This is a genomic window from Alteribacter salitolerans, assembly GCF_016901055.1.
Taxonomy (GTDB): domain Bacteria; phylum Bacillota; class Bacilli; order Bacillales; family Salisediminibacteriaceae; genus Alteribacter; species Alteribacter keqinensis.
This window is the reverse complement of the sequence record NZ_JAFEUX010000008.1, coordinates 67,894-85,950: the sequence shown is the minus strand read 5'-3', so window position 1 is coordinate 85,950 and position 18,057 is coordinate 67,894. Positions and strand designations below refer to the sequence as shown.

The window sequence follows — 18,057 nt, the reverse complement described above, 5'->3', positions numbered from 1 at the left end:
TTTTTGTGCTGGTTCTACTTGGAGCCTGTCCTGCATACGTTAGGGTAAGAGCTCGGACAGGAAAGGGTGGTTTCATTGAGAAAACGTCCATACAGACGGCCGAACTCAGCGTCGTGGAATCGGACAAGCACATTAAGACAGTATTTTTTCACCTCGGTTACCGGGGTTTTATCCATTTTTATTGTAACAGCCATTATCACTGCATTCGGGCCGGGATACAGCCTGACCTCAGCATCGTTAAAAGGGTTCAGTGAACACCTTTCAGACGAAGTACTTATTCATTTGATGGGAACGGAAAACACGTACTTTACCCAGGAACTACCGGAAGAGAGTAAGCCGCCGCAGGTAACATCGCTTGTTTTTGAACTTGCGACAAGTATTGATCCGAATGACCCGAGAAGCCTTCTGGGAAGAGAGCTTCCGGGGATTAATTTCTTTGGGGGTGATATCCTTGTAGCCGGGCAGGGATCGGACTTTACGAACCTTCCGATGGAATCATCGCCTCCTCCGGAAGTGATAGCCAAGGAGCGGGAAGCTGCCACAGAGCGTCTGGAAGAAATGGATCAGATGCGTGAAGCCATTGCCGAACTTACAGCTGGCAATGAACCGCCTAAGACGGTTCATATTATGCATTCCCACAACCGTGAATCGTTTCTGCCGGAGCTGAAGGGAGAAGACAACGCCAATGGCGCGTTTCACGACAGTGTAAATATTACTCTTGCAGGTGAAAGGCTGGGTCAGGAACTGGCGAAACGGGGGATTGGATCGGAAGTTGATACTTCAGACGTTTACACGAAGCTTGGAGATAGAGGCTGGCAGTACAGCAGGTCTTATGATATGTCCCGTGAAATACTGGAGAGCGCTATGGCAGAAAATGAAGAACTTGAATTCTTCTTTGATCTTCACCGTGACAGTATGCCAAGAGATGTTACTACCGTTAAGATCAACGGAATTGAATACGCAAAAACCGTTTTTGTTGTCGGTACAAAGCATAATAATTATGAGAAGAACCGGGACCTTGCCGAAAAGTTGCACGCAAAATTGGAAGAGGCGTTTCCAGGTTTAAGCCGGGGGGTTTATTCACCACTGTCAGTGGGGGCGAATGGAATTTACAATCAGGATCTTTCTGAGAATGCGCTTGTCGTTGAATTTGGCGGAGTGGATAATTCACTTGATGAAGTGTACCGCTCAGTTGAAGCATTTGCTGAGATTTTCGCAGAGTATTATTTTGAGCAGGATGGGACAGAAGAAGAATAATTGCGTTTATCAATTAGTTGAGGAGGAGAAAAGGAATGGGACCGTTTTTACTTAGGTGCTTTTTTATCACCACCGTATTTTTTGGAGGATTTGTATTCGGAATCGTTTACGTGAATCATTTAAGCGGATCATTCGGGACCCTGGAGCCCTCTTCTCTTCAGCTTTCTGCAGCAGAAGAACCTCAGCTGGTTCAGATAGAGGACGGCGATCATCTCGTCATCTATGAAGAAGATGACGAAGGGATAAAAGAAGAGCTGGTAACAACTGCGGATGTCTACCGGGAACTGGCTGAAAAGCAGAGCGGATCAAAAGAGAGAGGATCAGTCAACCTGTTCTCAGAAGTAGGTCTCAGACTTGCGGATACATTTGAGGCTATTTTCAAAGGAATATATGGCGGGTTAGGATAGAGGAACGCTGCTTATGGCAGCGTTTTTTGCTGATCAAAAAGGAATGATCCCTATGAAATGATCAAAAACCCCGATTAACAGCTCCTCGCGGGCAATCCTCCCAATTGACAGACCACTCAGTATAAAAAAATCTTTCTTTCTGGACAAACCAGACACCTCTTTAAATTGTACACGCATATAATACAGGGGATTGTCTGGATTGAATTTATGTTTGTGACTGCTGTTCTTTATTGCTATAATAAACGTTAGTCTGATTATAGTATGGATAAATGTGGCTTTATACAGCTCATATCATGAATAAAACAGGAATACGAACAAGTGACAAGCCATTTTTCTTTATTTTAGTAGGAGTGAAGACGTGATGAACAACGAACAACGCATTCAGCGTAGAGAAAAAATCCGTAATTTCTCGATTATTGCTCATATCGACCACGGAAAGTCTACGCTTGCTGACCGAATTCTTGAAAAAACGAGTGCCCTTACCCAGCGCGAAATGAAGGATCAGATGCTCGATGCCATGGACCTTGAGCGGGAACGGGGAATTACAATTAAATTAAATGCCGTTCAATTGAAATATAAAGCCAACGATGGTGAGGAATATATCTTTCACTTGATCGATACACCGGGACACGTCGATTTTACATATGAAGTTTCCCGAAGTCTTGCAGCCTGTGAAGGAGCTCTTCTTATCGTTGATGCAGCCCAGGGGATTGAAGCTCAGACCCTGGCAAACGTATACCTGGCCCTTGATAACGATTTGGAGATAATTCCTGTAGTTAACAAGATTGACCTTCCGAGTGCGGAACCTGAGCGGGTCATGCAGGAAGTGGAAGACATTATCGGACTTCCAAAAGATGATGCAATTATGGCTTCAGCCAAGAATGGCATTGGTATTGATGAGATTCTTGAAGCAATCGTTGATAAAGTACCGGCGCCACCGGGAGATCCGGCAGCTCCGCTTAAAGCGATGATTTTTGACAGTCTCTACGACCCATACCGGGGAATTATTGTATATATCCGTATCGTTGAAGGTACCGTTAAGCCTGGAGATAAAATCCGGATGATGGCAACGGAAAAAGAATTCGAAGTACAGGAGCTTGGTGTATTTACTCCGAAACCAACTGTACAGGATGAACTTACTGTAGGAGACGTAGGCTACCTCGTTGCCTCTATTAAGAACGTGAGCGACAGCCGTGTGGGGGATACGGTTACACATGCAGACCGCCCCGCTTCTGAAATGCTCCCTGGTTACCGAAAGCTGAATCCGATGGTATTCTGCGGTCTTTATCCGGTTGATTCGAATGACTACAATGATTTACGAGAAGCTCTTGAAAAACTTGAGCTTAACGATGCTTCTCTTCAATATGAAGCAGAAACATCCCAGGCCCTTGGTTTTGGTTTCCGCTGTGGTTTCCTTGGTCTTCTTCATATGGAGATTATTCAGGAGCGTATTGAGCGGGAATTTAACATCGATCTTATTACAACAGCACCAAGTGTTATCTATAAAGTCCACACGACAGACGGAGAGCTTAAGGAAATTGATAACCCGTCCAAAATGCCGGATGCGCAGAAAGTGGATCACGTTGAAGAGCCATACGTTAAAGCCGAAGTGATGGTGCCAAACGACTATGTCGGAGCGGTAATGGAACTTTGTCAGAAAAAACGCGGGGACTATCAGGACATGAAGTACCTTGATGAAAACCGTGTTGTGATTACGTATGAGATTCCCCTATCTGAAATTGTGTATGATTTCTTTGATACATTGAAGTCCAGTACAAAAGGATATGCATCCTTTGATTATGAATTGATCGGGTATAAAGAGAGCCGTCTTGTGAAGATGGATATTCTTCTTAACGGCGAGCAGATCGATGCCTTGTCGGTCATCGTCCACCGTGACAGTGCATACCAGCGCGGAAAAGTGATTGTAGAAAAATTAAAATCGCTTATCCCGAGACAGCAGTTTGAGGTTCCGATTCAGGCAAGTATCGGTCAGAAGATTATTGCCCGGTCAACCATTAAAGCGATGCGTAAAAACGTACTGGCTAAATGTTACGGCGGGGATATTTCCCGTAAGCGTAAGCTTCTTGAGAAGCAAAAAGAAGGTAAACGCCGTATGAAGAGCGTAGGAAATGTTGAAGTGCCGCAGGAAGCATTTATGAGTGTACTCAGCATGGACGAAAGTGATAAGAAGTAATAATCAAAAACCGCAGGGGATGCCTGCGGTTTTTACTGTAAAAGCGGGGTGGGACCATTGAAACCAAAAGCGGTATATGTTCATGTGCCATTTTGTGAACAGATCTGTCATTACTGTGATTTTAATAAGTTTTTCCTGAAAAACCAGCCTGTAACGGAGTATCTGATGGATTGTGACACAGAGATGGAGCGGACTGTGGAAACGTTCCCTTATGATATTATCCAGAGCGTTTACGTAGGAGGAGGCACACCGACCTCTCTGTCCACAAATCAATTACAGACATTACTCCGGTCTGTCAGGACGCATTTTAACATTAAGGAACCTGAGTCTATCGAATTTACGGTTGAAGTGAATCCGGGGAGTGCTGATGAAGAGAAGCTGACCATGATGCGCCGGGAAGGGGCAAACAGGTTAAGCATCGGAGTGCAGACGTTTGATGAAGGCCTTCTTGAAAAAATCGGACGGGATCATAAACCTGATGATGTTCAGGAGACAATTGACAGAAGCCGGAGAGCAGGCTTTGAAAACATTTCGATCGATCTGATGTTCGGCCTGCCGGGACAGACCATTGAACAGTTTGAGGAAACACTCGAACGGGCGTTGGCATTGAATATCGAACACGTAAGTGCTTATTCTCTCAAAGTAGAGGCAAAAACCGTTTTTTATCAGTTGATGAAAAAAGGAAAGCTGCCACTTCCGACTGAGGACACGGAGGCGGATATGTATGAACGATTGATTGAGAAGCTTACTGGTGGCGGTTTTACTATGTACGAAATCAGTAACTTCGCAAAACCCGGCAGGGAGAGCAGACACAACCTTACCTATTGGGAAAATGAACAGTATTACGGCATTGGTGCAGGAGCCCACAGCTACATTAACGGGGTAAGAAGGCGGAATCATGGCCCGCTTTCGAAATATATGAACGCAATTCAAGAAGGGCAACTGCCTTATTTGGAAGAGCACACTGTCCCCGTTAAGGAACAAATGGAAGAAGAAATGTTTATGGGGCTCAGAAAACGGATAGGTGTTTCTATGGCCCGGTTTGAGGAAAAGTACGGATGCACGATGGAAAGTGTGTTTGGAGGGACGATTGACCAGCTGAAAAAAAGAGAGCTGGTCACAATCAATCAAGGCAGAATTCAGCTCACTGAGAAAGGCCGTTTTTTAGGAAATGAAGTATTTGAACAATTCCTGCTGCAAAGGTAATCCCTCTATAGCCAAAGTGGTGTTAAAGGGCAGCGCTGTGGTTTTGTTTGCAGCGAAGGCGCGACCCTCCGGGAAATACATGATATAAGGACAAAGCTCTGAGGAGGCTCGGCGCGAGTCCACGGAAAAGGGAGCGTGTTCCGTTCAACGGAGCTGCTGAAATACAAGAAAGCATTTTGTGCCCCCCAACCAGATTTTTCAGGTTAGCACAGCTAAAAGTACCTGCTTTTATCTTGACAACAAGAAATGAAGTTTGGTACTTTATATTATAGATTTAGCACTCGGTGGATGGGAGTGCTAACAGGGAGGGTTGTTCATGCTCACAGAGAGACAATTGCTTATTTTAAAGGCGATTATTGATGATTATGTATGTCATGCAGAACCGGTGGGGTCCCGCAGTGTTTCTAAACGGGAGGATATGAACTTCAGCCCTGCTACAATCCGGAATGAAATGGCCGACCTGGAGGAGCTTGGTTTTCTTGAAAAGCCGCACAGTTCTGCAGGACGGATTCCCTCTCAAAAAGGATACCGGTATTTTGTGGATCACATGCTGTCGCCGACAATGCTTACTAAGAATGAAGTGGCAGACATCCGTTTAATGTACGAAGAGCAGTTTGTTGAAGTTGAAAAACTGATTCAGCAAAGTGCTAAAATCCTGTCAAGTCTGACGAGTTATACTTCTATTGTTCTTGGTCCTGAATTGTTTGAGTCAACCCTTAAGCAGATTCAGCTTGTACCCATTTCAAAGGAGAGTGCTGTTGCGATAATCGTGACGGACACGGGGCATGTAGAAAATCAGACCGTCTCCATTCCCGCTGGTTTTGATGTGCGGGAGATCGAAAAGATCGTAAATATTTTAAATGAACGCCTCAAGGGTGTTCCTTTGATTCACCTAAGGCACAAGCTCACAACAGAAATCAGAGATGTCCTTGCAAAATATGTGGATCAATACGACCATTCAATGGAAATGCTCAATCAGATGTTCAGGCAGTCCAATAATGAAAAAGTCTTTTATGCGGGTAAAACCAACATTCTTACCCAGCCTGAGTTTAATGATGTTAGCAGGGTGCGTGATCTCTTTAACATCTTTGAAGAAGATCAGCTTGTTTCCAGGCTGTTCCGTGCAGAACAGCACGGAATCAAGATTAAGATTGGTGAAGAAAACGAGTTTGCTCCTTTTGATGATTGCTCAATCATTACGGCTACGTATTCGATTGACGGAAAACATCTTGGTACAGTTGGTGTGCTGGGGCCTACGAGAATGGAATACCAGCGTGTTGTAGGTGTGCTTGATTTCTTTTCAAAAGATTTGACACAAGTCCTTACAAAACGGTATCAAAACAACAATTAACGGAAATATTGACAAATGTATGAATCGGTATTATTCTCGCATATTGGAAGAGTAAAATAGTCTCTTTCGCTGGTCTTATGCTGGTGAAAGGGGCTGTTCCATGAATAGAAGTAGTTTGTTAGGGAGGTGAACGTAGTGGAACAAGAAAAGAAGGCACGTACAATTGAAGAGGAAGAAATCAAACAGGCAGAAAGCGGAGATGAAGCCGAAGCACAAGACGAAGTGATTGAAGAGGCAGAAGCCGAGCTTGTTGATGAAGACACGGAAGAGGCTGATCAGGTAAAAGAGCTGGAAGTAAAAGTTGAAGAGCTCAATCAGCGCCTCATTCGTAATCAAGCCGATTATGATAACTTCCGCCGCCGCACACGAAAAGAAAAAGAGGCGGATGCAAAATATAGAGCGCAATCCCTTGCTGAAAAGCTGATCCCGGCTCTTGATAACTTTGAAAGAGCAATGATGGTTCAAGTAGATTCAGAAGACGGAAAGAGCCTGCTCCAGGGGATGGAAATGGTTTACCGCCAAATGAAAGAAGCTCTTGAATCTGAAGGTATTGCTGCAATTGAAACAGTAGGTACGCCTTTTGATCCTCATTACCACCAGGCTGTAGCCCAGGCGGCGACTGATGAATATGACTCAAATGTTGTTGTTGAGGAAATGCAAAAAGGGTATATGCTTAAAGACCGTGTCATCAGACCGGCAATGGTAAAAGTAAATGCGTAGGACTACATACGTTTAATAATAGGAGGAATAACAATGAGTAAAGTAATTGGTATTGACTTAGGTACAACAAACTCTTGTGTTGCTGTAATGGAAGGTGGAGAAGCAACGGTCATCCCGAACGCAGAAGGAAGCCGTACAACACCCTCTGTTGTTTCTTTTAAAGACGGCGAGCGTCAAGTTGGTGAAGTAGCAAAGCGCCAGATGATTACGAACCCGAACACTATCGTTTCCATCAAGCGTCACATGGGAACGGACTATAAAGTAGAAGCAGAAGGAAAAGAGTATTCTCCACAGGAAATTTCTGCCATCATTCTTCAAAAGCTTAAAGAAGATGCAGAAGCTTACCTTGGTGAAAAAGTAACAAAAGCGGTTATCACAGTACCTGCTTACTTTAACGATTCCCAGCGTCAGGCTACAAAGGATGCAGGTAAAATTGCAGGTCTTGAAGTTGAGCGTATCGTAAACGAGCCAACAGCAGCTGCACTTGCCTACGGTTTTGAAAAAGAAGAAGACCAGACGATTCTTGTATATGACCTTGGTGGCGGAACGTTTGACGTTTCCATCCTTGAGCTTGGTGACGGATTTTTTGAAGTGCGTGCAACATCCGGTGACAACAAACTTGGCGGGGACGACTTTGACCAGGTTATCATCGACTACCTTGTAGCTGAATTCAAAAAAGACAATGGTATCGATCTTGCTCAGGACAAAATGGCTCTTCAACGCTTGAAAGATGCAGCTGAAAAAGCGAAGAAAGATCTTTCCGGTGTATCCCAGACCCAGATCTCACTTCCATTTATTACAGCTGATGCATCAGGTCCTAAGCACTTGGAGCTTACTCTTTCCCGTGCGAAGTTTGAAGACATGAGTTCCGACCTTGTGGAAAGAACAATGGGACCTACCCGCCAGGCGATGAACGATGCTGGTCTTTCTCCAAATGAAATCGACAAGATTGTTCTTGTAGGTGGATCTACTCGTATCCCGGCTGTTCAGGAAGCAATCAAAAAAGTAACAGGGAAAGATTCACACAAAGGTGTAAACCCTGATGAAGTAGTAGCTCTTGGTGCTGCAGTTCAGGCAGGAGTTCTGACTGGTGACGTAAAAGACGTTGTTCTTCTTGACGTAACACCACTTTCTCTTGGAATTGAAACAATGGGCGGTGTGTTTACGAAGCTGATCGACCGTAACACGACGATTCCAACAAGCAAATCGCAGACATTCTCAACAGCTGCTGACAACCAGCCATCTGTTGATATCCATGTCCTTCAGGGTGAGCGTGAGATGGCAGCTGACAACAAAACACTCGGTCGTTTCCAGCTTAACGATATCCCGCCGGCACCTCGTGGTGTACCTCAAATCGAAGTATCCTTCGATATTGATGCGAACGGTATCGTAAACGTACGTGCGAAAGACCTTGGAACAAATAAAGAGCAGTCGATCACGATCACGTCTTCTTCAGGCCTTGATGAGAATGAAATCGAGCGGATGGTCAAAGAAGCGGAAGAAAATGCTGAAGCGGACAAGAAGCGCCGTGAAGAAGTAGATCTACGAAACGAAGCGGATCAGCTTGTCTTTACTACAGACAAAACGATCAAAGAACTTGGTGAGAGCGTAGAGCAAGAAGATAAGGACAAAGCGGAAGCTGCAAAAGAAAAAGTACAAGAAGCTCTTAAAGGCGACGACATCGAAGCAATCCGTACTGCAAAAGACGAGTTGCAGGAAGTTGTTCAACAACTTTCCACAAAGATGTATGAGCAAGCAGCACAGCAAGCTCAGGCTCAGCAAGAAGCTGAAGGCCAAGGCGGTGCTGAAGATTCAAAGCAAGACGACGACAACGTTGTTGATGCTGAATACGAAGAAGTGAACAACGAAGATAAAAAGCAGTAATGTCACCCGCGTGTTGAAACGAAGTCAAAGTCAAGGGCTCCTTGACTTTGACTTTTTACACGTAATGGGATTTTTTCAACCTGAAGCGTGTTGCAGTAATACCCTGGTGAATGATAAGATAATCGTTATGGATTAGCAGTCGGGAGTGGATACGATGAGCAAAAAAGACTTTTATGATGTACTCGGTGTATCTCAGGATGCATCTGATGCAGATATAAAAAAGGCGTACCGGAAGCTTGCACGTCAATATCATCCGGACGTAAACAAAGAAGCAAACGCAGAAGATAAATTCAAGGAAGTAAAAGAAGCGTATGACACATTAAGTGACTCACAAAAACGTGCGCATTACGATCGATTTGGTCATACGGATCCGAATCAGTTCGGAGGCGGAGGAGCCGGTGCAGGAGACTTTGGTGGCTTTGGTGACATCTTTGACATGTTCTTTGGTGGCGGTGGCAGACGTGATCCGAATGCTCCACGTCAAGGATCTGACCTTCAGTATACGATGACTCTTGAGTTTAAAGAAGCCGTTTTTGGAAAAGAAATGGACATTGAGATCCCACGTGAAGAAACGTGTGATACGTGTCATGGTTCAGGGGCGAAACCGGGAACAAAACCGGAAACGTGTAAGCACTGTGGTGGAGCAGGGCAACTTAACGTGGAGCAAAACACGCCATTCGGTCGTGTCGTTAACCGGCGAGTATGTAACCACTGTAGCGGTACCGGACAGATGATCAAAGACAAGTGCCGTACGTGCGGTGGTCAAGGAAAAGTGAAGAAACGCAAAAAGATTCACATTAAAATTCCTGCAGGTGTTGATACAGGACAGCAGATCCGTGTAGCCGGTCAAGGAGAGCCCGGTGTGAATGGCGGACCTGCCGGTGACTTGTTCGTGGTGTTCAACGTAAGACCTCACGAGTTCTTCAAGCGCGATGGCGATGATCTTTATTGCGAAATGCCATTAACCTTTGTTCAAGCAGCTTTAGGAGACGAGATTGAAGTACCAACGCTAAAAGGGAAAGTGAAGCTTAAAATCCCTGCAGGCACACAAACCGGTACGGATTTCCGTCTAAAAGGAAAAGGTGTAGCGAACGTACGAGGAGCCGGTCAAGGCGACCAGCATATTCGCGTTCGTGTTATTACTCCGAAAAACTTGAATGACAGTCAAAAAGACATTTTGCGACAGTTTGCGGAAGAAAGCGGAACGGAAGTACCTGATGAACAAAACGACAACTTCTTTGCAAAAGCGAAGCGTGCCTTTAAAAACTTTGGCGAGTAAATCATCCTTTGGGGAGCTGGTAGAATAATGAAATGGTCAGAAATTAGCATTCATACAACACAAGAAGCGGTAGAACCTGTGAGTAACATTATGCACGAAGCAGGGGCCAGCGGCGTTGTCTTGGAAGACCCGGGTGACCTTACCCGTGAATGGGACACAACGTACGGTGAAGTCTACCAGCTTTCCCCTGATGATTACCCGACTGAAGGCGTCATTTTAAAAGCTTATTTACCCGTAAACAGCTTTCTTGGTGAAACGGTCGAAGAAATTAAAGAAGCGATCAATAACCTTATCGTTCATGATATTGACTTGGGTCAAAACACCGTAACGGTGAGTGAAGTAAACGAAGAAGAGTGGGCGACCGCGTGGAAAAAGTATTATAAGCCCGTGAAAGTGTCCGGCAGGATCACCATCATACCTACATGGGAAGAGTACGAAAGAGTGTCTGATGAAGAACTCATTATCGAACTTGACCCGGGTATGGCATTTGGAACAGGGACTCACCCGACAACGGTTCTATGTATTCAAGCTTTGGAAAAGTATATGAACGAAGGGGACCGTGTGTTGGATGTTGGAACAGGTTCTGGCGTACTCAGCATTGCTTGTGCCAAATTGGGAGCCAAAGAGGTTTTAGCATTGGACTTGGATGAAGTAGCGGTCAACTCGGCCCGCATTAACACGAAGCTAAACAAAGTCCAGGACGTTGTAACCGTCAAGAAGGGCAATTTGCTCGAAGGTGTTGACGAAAAGCCGGATATAATTGTAGCTAACATTCTGGCAGAAGTGATTGTCCGTATGACCGATGACGCTTTTGAACAGTTGCAGCCCGGGGGTACTTTAATTACCTCCGGAATCATTAAAGGAAAAAAAGAGTTGGTTAAAGACAGCCTGATCAACAGCGGTTTTACCATCACAGAAACAATCGAAATGGAAGACTGGCTGTCGATCGTGGCTAAAAAGTAAGGGTAAAGGTGATGAATGTGCAGCGGTATTTTCTGGATGATACGCAATTTGAGGACAAATATGTTATTATAGCGGGTGATGACTCAAAGCATATCCAAAAAGTCATGAGGATGAATGAGGGAGACCAGATCATCTGCTGCAACAAGGCAGGTGACTGTTATTTGTCGAGGATTGAAGAGATTGAACCCGAAAAGGTAAGAGCATCTCTTCAGAAAGAAGAAGAGCGTATGTGCGAAATACCGGTGCACGTTACAATTGCCTGTGGTCTGACAAAATCAGACAAGCTCGAATGGGTTATTCAGAAAGGTACCGAGATGGGGGCATATGCCTGCATACCATTTGAGGCTGAGCGTTCTGTTGTAAAGCTCGATGGAAAGAAAGCAGCGAAGAAACATGAACGCTGGAACAAAATTTCCAAGGAAGCTGCAGAACAGTCACATCGGAAGCGGGTCCCGGAAGTTCATGAACTCGCTGCTTTTAAGCGGTTGTTATCCGAGATTGATAAGTACGACCACGTTTTGGTTGCTTATGAAGAAGAAGCCAGAAACGATGAGAAAAGCCGCTTGGTTAATACGCTTTCCAAGGCTGATGAAGGAGATACGATCCTTTTGATCTTTGGCCCGGAAGGCGGTTTTTCTGATCGGGAAATTGATGAGTTAGTCAGAGCAGGTGCAGGTACTTGTGCCCTGGGCCCGCGTATTTTACGAGCTGAAACAGCGCCATTATATGCTCTCTCAGCGATTTCTTACCATATTGAATTTTTGAGGTGAAGATGAATGCCTGCAGTAGCTTTTCATACATTAGGCTGTAAAGTAAATCATTATGAAACGGAAGCCATCTGGCAGTTATTTAAGTCCGAAGGCTATGAGAAAACGGATTTTGATCAAACCGCAGATGTCTATGTAATCAATACATGTACGGTAACCAATACTGGTGATAAAAAAAGCCGTCAGGTTATCCGCAGAGCAATTCGTAAAAACCCGGAGGCGGTTATTTGTGTTACTGGCTGTTACGCTCAAACATCCCCTGCGGAAATTATGGCAATCCCGGGTGTTGATATTGTTGTCGGAACACAGGACCGTCACAAAATGATTCCATACATTGAGCAGTTCCGTAAAGAGCGGGAACCGATTAACGGTGTAGGAAACATTATGAAAACCCGTGTTTATGAAGAACTCGATGTACCTGCATTTACTGACCGCACCCGTGCATCTCTGAAGATTCAAGAGGGTTGCAATAACTTCTGCACATTCTGCATCATACCATGGGCTCGTGGTCTGCTTCGTTCCAGAAAGCCTGAGGATGTCCTCACACAGGCGCGTCAGCTTGTAGATGCAGGCTATAAAGAGATTGTCCTTACAGGCATTCATACAGGAGGATATGGCGAAGATTTCAAAGATTACAGTTTAGCAGACTTGCTGCTTGAACTGGAAAGAGTTGAAGGTCTCAAGCGAATCCGTATTTCATCAATTGAAGCCAGCCAGATTACAGACCGGGTGATTGACGTTATTGACCAGTCCGAAAAAATTGTCCGTCATCTTCACGTACCTCTTCAGTCCGGCTCTGACACTGTGCTTAAACGTATGCGCCGGAAGTATACGAATGAGTTTTTTGCTGAGAGGGTCGGCCGTCTTCATAAAGCACTGCCGGGTCTTGCAGTTACAACCGATGTCATTGTCGGGTTTCCTGGTGAAACAGACGAAGAGTACCAGGAAACCTATGACTTTATCCGCGACCTGAAGTTTTCCGAGCTTCATGTATTCCCATATTCGAAGCGTACAGGCACACCTGCTGCCCGCATGGAAGACCAAGTCGATGATAATGTGAAAAATGACAGGGTTCACCGGTTAATCGAACTTTCCAATCAACTTGCTAAAGAATATGCGACTGCATTTGAAGACGACGTTCTAGAGATGATTCCAGAAGAAAAAGCAAGTGAAGGAGACCTTCTTGTAGGGTACACTGATAACTACATGAAAGTGAAAGTTCAGGGTGATGAAAACCTGATCGGTGAGATTGTGAAAGTGAAAATTACGAAAGCGGGTTACCCTTATAACGAAGGGCAATTTGTCCGTGTTGTAGATGAGACGAAAAAGGCTGCTGCTGCAGGTGACTGAATGTAATGAGGCTGTTCTTTAAGGAGTGTGATCCTTAGAGAACAGCCGTTTTTTGTTCGGAAGGAAAGGATGAATTTATGATAAACTGCGAGGTTTGATATTAAATGATTCAGAATTCGACATAAAACAAAAAGTTCATACGCCCTCCTTCAACAGCCTCTTTTCCCATATGCTGTGTTAAATACGCTGATGAGGCTCTTGAACCGCCCGTGCAAAGTGCAATGAGCGCAAATCAGCCCGTGAGTATAACAGAGCCTTTATATAAACAAGTAAGCGCTTCATGAATGAGTTTTCTTCTCTCGTCAAAAAATAGTAAACATGCTATGATTGTGAATGGACATTTATGTTGTACGTACGTCTATAAAAAATGGAAAGAGAGTGTGAAACAAATGAGTCAACAGCTTGCATCACTAATCGACCATACTTTATTAAAGCCAGAAGCCACGAAGGAGCAGATTGTAAAGCTTTCTGAAGAGGCTAAGGAATACAAGTTTGCTTCTGTATGTGTAAATCCAACCTGGGTCTCCACAGCATATGAAGTTCTTAAAGAAACACCAGAAGTTAAAGTCTGTACCGTTATCGGTTTCCCTCTGGGTGCATCCACTCCGGAAACAAAAGCGTTTGAAACAAAAGACGCGATTGACAAAGGTGCAACGGAAGTGGATATGGTTATTAACGTAGGTGCATTGAAAACAGGGGACTTTGACCTTGTGAAGCGTGACGTACAAGCCGTTGCAGATGCAGCAAAAGGAAAAGCGTTAACAAAGGTAATCATTGAAACCGCTTTGCTTACTGATGATGAGAAAGTAAAGGCATGTGAAATTTCAGTTGAAGCTGGAGCTGATTTTGTTAAAACGTCAACTGGATTCTCCACTGGTGGAGCTACGGTTGAGGATATCGCTCTTATGAGAAAAACGGTTGGTCCTGACATTGGCGTGAAAGCTTCAGGAGGAGTCCGTGACACACAAGCCACCCTGGCAATGGTCGAAGCAGGTGCTACCCGAATTGGAGCAAGTGCCGGAATTGCGATTGTTAAAGGTGAAAAATCTGATTCTGACTATTAATTTTATGTAAGGCCCGGCTTTCCATTGAGGATGCCGGGCTTTTTTTGGATTGGGTGGCGGCTGCGATGAGGGTTATGCAGACATTTCATTGATTTATGGAGAACTATCCGGATTTAATGCAGACTTTCCGGCTGTTTATGAAGAATTTCTGACTATTTATGGAGAGTTGAAAATTTAAAGAGAATTAGACACAATTCGACCTTTTGGTCGTCAACCAGTCAATCATCTTCCTCAATTTAGATTCTCATATCCTTCACCCTGTGAACCCATAACAGAAAGCCCGCAAACCGGTCTGTAAAGGGTAGGATAACGGCTGAGGAAATAACATTAAAGACGGTTGCAGCGTGGGCCAGCTGTACTGCAGGAGATTCTGCTGTGTACATAATCAGATCTGAAAACAAGTGAATAAAAGGGAAGAAGAGAAGAGCTCCAATTACATTAATCCAGATATGGGCATACGCAGTTAACCGGGATTCGAGACTGCCGCCGATACTGGCAAGCCAGGCTGTCACACAAGTGCCGATATTTGCCCCGAGCATTATGGCAATGCCTGTCGGGAGTGATAAGATGTTTTCATTCATAAATGACATGGTAATTGCCGAAACTGCCGAGCTGGATTGAATAATACCGCTCATAACAACACCGAGCATGAGGGCTATTGTTCCTTTCTCATCAGTGGAAATGAGCCAGTCATGAACAGATGCAAGAGAAGACAGTGGGTAGGCAAGGGTTTCAAAACCATGCATGGCAACAAAAATACTGCCGAGCCCAAAGGAAAAACACCCGAGACAAAATAAAACCTGGTTTTTTGTCATTAAAAGAGGCAGTCCGATAATGAGAAGGGGAATTATCAGCCAGTTTATATCAAGTGCAACAATTTCGAGTGTCAGGCATGTACCGATATTTGCTCCCAGCATAATCCCGATGGAATGGCGAAAAGAAATGACGCGGGTCGCCACAAGACCGACTGTCATTATCATCACTGCCGAGCTGCTTTGAAGGAGGCCGGTTACAACGGTCCCGATTATCAGACCTTTGTAAGGCTTGTCGATAAAGGATATAAGCAACTCAGACATCCGTCTTCTCTGAAGATTGAAAAGGCCCTGCCTCATCACAGTCATTCCAAATAGAAACAGGGAGATATAGATTGCAAATAATGAAAACAATTCTTTCATGGACAACACCTCAGTTTATGTTTATGGGTGAATGAGACAACCATGACAAGGAATTATTAGCGGATAAATGTTGACCAGGCGGAGCCATTCGTATATAATCATGAAAGACATGCAATTCAAGTGTGTCGTGATTGGTTGTTTGGAGGGAGGGAAACAGAATGGCAGAAACAAAAGTACGTAAAAATGAATCTATCGATGCTGCCCTTCGTCGCTTCAAGAAAACGATGTCTAAAGAGGGTACATTAGCAGAGGTTCGTAAACGTAAACACTATGAAAAACCGAGCATCAAGAAAAAGAAGAAATCAGAAGCAGCTCGTAAGCGTAAGTTCTAAGGAGAGGGTGTTTTTTTCTTGGATCTTCAAAAGCAATTAAATGAAGACATGAAGCAAGCGATGAAGAACAAAGAGAAGCAACGTCTCGTGGTCATTCGTTCCGTAAAGTCAGCTTTGCAAAACGAACAGATCAAACAGGGGAAAGAACTTACTGAAGATGAAGCACTCACCGTTCTGGGTCGTGAGATGAAACAACGAAAAGAATCCCTCCAAGAGTTTGAAAAAGCCAATCGTGATGATTTGGTTGCAAAAATCAAGGCGGAAATGGAAGTACTTGAAACCTATTTACCTGAACAACTTTCAGATGAAGAGCTCCAAAAGATTGTTGATGAAACTATCGTTCAAGTAGGAGCCTCAAGCAAATCAGATATGGGTAAAGTAATGGGAGCCATTATGCCAAAAGTCAAAGGAAAAGCCGATGGGAATCAAGTGAATCGTCTCGTGGTTAAATCCTTGTCATAATAAAACAAGCAAGAGGATGTGCCTGAAAAAGGCCATCCTCTTTTTGTGAATTGCTGTGTTATTGAACTCTTAACAATGTTGACTGCAGCGAATGCAGGACGCTCCTGCGGGACCAGGTAGCAGGTTTAGACACAGGAGTGCAGAGGCGGGCGCTGAAAAATTCAAAGTCCGAAAATATTATGAACAGGAATAAATATTATGAAAAAGTATGAAACTTTCTTATAATGGTATTCGTATACACTAGTACCGCGCTTTCCATCACGATACTTACATAATTGAAAGGGGGGGATGGACGGATGGTGATGAAATCTGTACGGATTTCAATCTATTCAATCTTTTTGCTCACTGCCTTTTTGCTTCTCTTGTTTCCGCCCGCGGCACAAAGTGACGGGGAAGGGAAGCTTGTTTACTATATTCCTGTTGAACAGACAGTAGAGCGTGGTCTTCTTGCTTTTATGGAACGTTCTTTTGAAGCTGCCGCTGAAGAAGGAGCAGACCATATTGTTCTTGAGGTGGACACACCGGGGGGCTTTGTGGATGCTGCCGGGCGTATAGCCAGCTTAATGAACAATACTGATATCCCCATAACAGCCTTTGTTGTCAATGAAGCTCTTAGTGCAGGAGCTTACATTTCTTTAATTGCAGACAACATCGTCATGATGCCGGGAACGGATATGGGGTCGGCAGCTGTAATCGACGGAGCGGGAAATGCCGCAGAGGAAAAATCGCAATCAGTGTGGCTTGCCAGGATGCAGGATGCTGCTGAGAAAAATGACCGTGACCCGAAGTATGCATTGGCGATGGCTGACAATTCGATTGCCCTGCCTGAATACAGGGCTGGTGAAGGTGAGCTTTTAACGTTTAACGCCAGGGAAGCTTTGGAAGCAGGTTATGCTGAAGCAATTGCAAACAACCGGGAGGAACTTCTTGAGTTCCTGGAACTCGAAGGTGCTATTGAAAGAGAGATGGAAGTGAGCTTTGCTGAACAGATTGCCCGCATTGTTACTCACCCGATTGTTGTTCCGATTTTGCTTTCCGTAGGCAGCCTGGGTCTTGTTCTTGAACTGTATTCACCTGGATTTGGTATCCCCGGCCTTATGGGTATAGGCGCATTGCTTCTCTATTTCTTTGGTCATACAGTGGCAGGTTTTGCCGGGTGGGAAACCTATATTTTATTTGGAATAGGTATTGTCCTTGTAGTCATCGAGATATTAGTCCCCGGTTTCGGTATCTTCGGGATTTTGGGGATAGGGGCCATTGTTGCAAGTCTTGTACTCGGATCCTACAGTACGGCGAACATAATGGTGTCTATCCTGATCGCAGCAGTGGTTACTATCGTAGCTGTCATCCTCTTATTTAAATATGCGGGCTACCGGGGACCGATGAAAAGAGTCATTCTGTCAGATTCTACGAACACAGAAAAAGGGTACATTTCAAACGTAACAAGAAATGAACTTCTAGGGGTCACAGGAGAAGCTCTGACCGTTTTGCGACCTTCAGGAACGGCTCTTATTGAAGATGAACGACTTGACGTGGTTTCTGAAGGAGGCTATATTGAACAAGGAAGGAAAGTAAAGGTAATCTCAACTGCCGGTTCAAGAATTGTTGTACGGGAAGTAAGTGACAACGGGTAATTGGATAGCTTT

General features: G+C 44.5%; 16 protein-coding genes. 15 read left to right on the top strand and 1 reads right to left on the bottom strand.

The window, feature by feature from the left end:
* Nucleotides 1-75: 75 nt before the first annotated feature.
* From spoIIP to deoC, 12 genes are all read left to right on the top strand, one after another.
* A complete protein-coding gene (gene spoIIP / locus JSY36_RS15430) occupies nucleotides 76-1,257 on the top strand; it encodes a stage II sporulation protein P (protein ID WP_205167038.1) in 1,182 nt (393 codons plus the stop codon).
* Between the two features lie 35 nt (nucleotides 1,258-1,292).
* Nucleotides 1,293-1,664 (top strand): hypothetical protein, encoded by a 372-nt coding sequence (locus tag JSY36_RS15425; RefSeq protein ID WP_205167037.1) that lies wholly within the window; start codon nucleotides 1,293-1,295, stop codon nucleotides 1,662-1,664.
* A gap of 361 nt (nucleotides 1,665-2,025) precedes the next feature.
* Nucleotides 2,026-3,858, top strand: a complete 1,833-nt coding sequence (lepA, locus tag JSY36_RS15420) for a translation elongation factor 4 (protein WP_236784988.1) — start codon at nucleotides 2,026-2,028, stop codon at nucleotides 3,856-3,858.
* 57 nt (nucleotides 3,859-3,915) lie between these two features.
* Nucleotides 3,916-5,064: a radical SAM family heme chaperone HemW gene (hemW, locus tag JSY36_RS15415; protein ID WP_205167035.1), complete on the top strand. Its 1,149-nt coding sequence runs from the start codon at nucleotides 3,916-3,918 to the stop codon at nucleotides 5,062-5,064.
* Between the two features lie 316 nt (nucleotides 5,065-5,380).
* Nucleotides 5,381-6,415, top strand: coding sequence for a heat-inducible transcriptional repressor HrcA (gene hrcA / locus JSY36_RS15410; RefSeq protein WP_122896375.1), 1,035 nt, complete (start codon nucleotides 5,381-5,383; stop codon nucleotides 6,413-6,415).
* A 135-nt stretch (nucleotides 6,416-6,550) separates the two neighbouring features.
* Nucleotides 6,551-7,135 (top strand): nucleotide exchange factor GrpE, encoded by a 585-nt coding sequence (gene grpE, locus JSY36_RS15405; RefSeq protein WP_205167034.1) that lies wholly within the window; start codon nucleotides 6,551-6,553, stop codon nucleotides 7,133-7,135.
* Nucleotides 7,136-7,168: 33 nt separating this feature from the next.
* Nucleotides 7,169-9,019, top strand: coding sequence for a molecular chaperone DnaK (gene dnaK / locus JSY36_RS15400; RefSeq protein ID WP_205167033.1), 1,851 nt, complete (start codon nucleotides 7,169-7,171; stop codon nucleotides 9,017-9,019).
* A 154-nt stretch (nucleotides 9,020-9,173) separates the two neighbouring features.
* Nucleotides 9,174-10,298: a molecular chaperone DnaJ gene (dnaJ, locus tag JSY36_RS15395; RefSeq protein WP_122896378.1), complete on the top strand. Its 1,125-nt coding sequence runs from the start codon at nucleotides 9,174-9,176 to the stop codon at nucleotides 10,296-10,298.
* A 27-nt stretch (nucleotides 10,299-10,325) separates the two neighbouring features.
* On the top strand, nucleotides 10,326-11,261 hold the full coding sequence (gene prmA / locus JSY36_RS15390; RefSeq protein ID WP_205167032.1) for a 50S ribosomal protein L11 methyltransferase: 936 nt from the start codon (nucleotides 10,326-10,328) through the stop codon (nucleotides 11,259-11,261).
* A gap of 17 nt (nucleotides 11,262-11,278) precedes the next feature.
* On the top strand, nucleotides 11,279-12,031 hold the full coding sequence (locus JSY36_RS15385; RefSeq protein ID WP_205167093.1) for a 16S rRNA (uracil(1498)-N(3))-methyltransferase: 753 nt from the start codon (nucleotides 11,279-11,281) through the stop codon (nucleotides 12,029-12,031).
* A gap of 6 nt (nucleotides 12,032-12,037) precedes the next feature.
* On the top strand, nucleotides 12,038-13,378 hold the full coding sequence (mtaB, locus tag JSY36_RS15380) for a tRNA (N(6)-L-threonylcarbamoyladenosine(37)-C(2))-methylthiotransferase MtaB (protein ID WP_205167031.1): 1,341 nt from the start codon (nucleotides 12,038-12,040) through the stop codon (nucleotides 13,376-13,378).
* A 389-nt stretch (nucleotides 13,379-13,767) separates the two neighbouring features.
* Complete coding sequence (gene deoC / locus JSY36_RS15375; RefSeq protein ID WP_205167030.1) at nucleotides 13,768-14,442, top strand: deoxyribose-phosphate aldolase; 675 nt, start codon at nucleotides 13,768-13,770, stop codon at nucleotides 14,440-14,442.
* Between the two features lie 236 nt (nucleotides 14,443-14,678).
* Here the strand turns inward: deoC and JSY36_RS15370 are convergent, their stop codons facing one another.
* Nucleotides 14,679-15,617, bottom strand: a complete 939-nt coding sequence (locus tag JSY36_RS15370) for a Na/Pi symporter (protein ID WP_122896382.1) — start codon at nucleotides 15,615-15,617, stop codon at nucleotides 14,679-14,681.
* Nucleotides 15,618-15,775: 158 nt separating this feature from the next.
* On the opposite strand from JSY36_RS15370, the gene rpsU reads away from it, so the two are divergent.
* From rpsU to JSY36_RS15355, 3 genes are all read left to right on the top strand, one after another.
* A complete protein-coding gene (gene rpsU, locus JSY36_RS15365; RefSeq protein WP_122896383.1) occupies nucleotides 15,776-15,949 on the top strand; it encodes a 30S ribosomal protein S21 in 174 nt (57 codons plus the stop codon).
* Nucleotides 15,950-15,967: 18 nt separating this feature from the next.
* Nucleotides 15,968-16,411 (top strand): GatB/YqeY domain-containing protein, encoded by a 444-nt coding sequence (locus JSY36_RS15360; RefSeq protein WP_205167029.1) that lies wholly within the window; start codon nucleotides 15,968-15,970, stop codon nucleotides 16,409-16,411.
* A gap of 302 nt (nucleotides 16,412-16,713) precedes the next feature.
* Nucleotides 16,714-18,045, top strand: a complete 1,332-nt coding sequence (locus tag JSY36_RS15355) for an NfeD family protein (RefSeq protein ID WP_205167092.1) — start codon at nucleotides 16,714-16,716, stop codon at nucleotides 18,043-18,045.
* Nucleotides 18,046-18,057 lie beyond the last annotated feature (12 nt).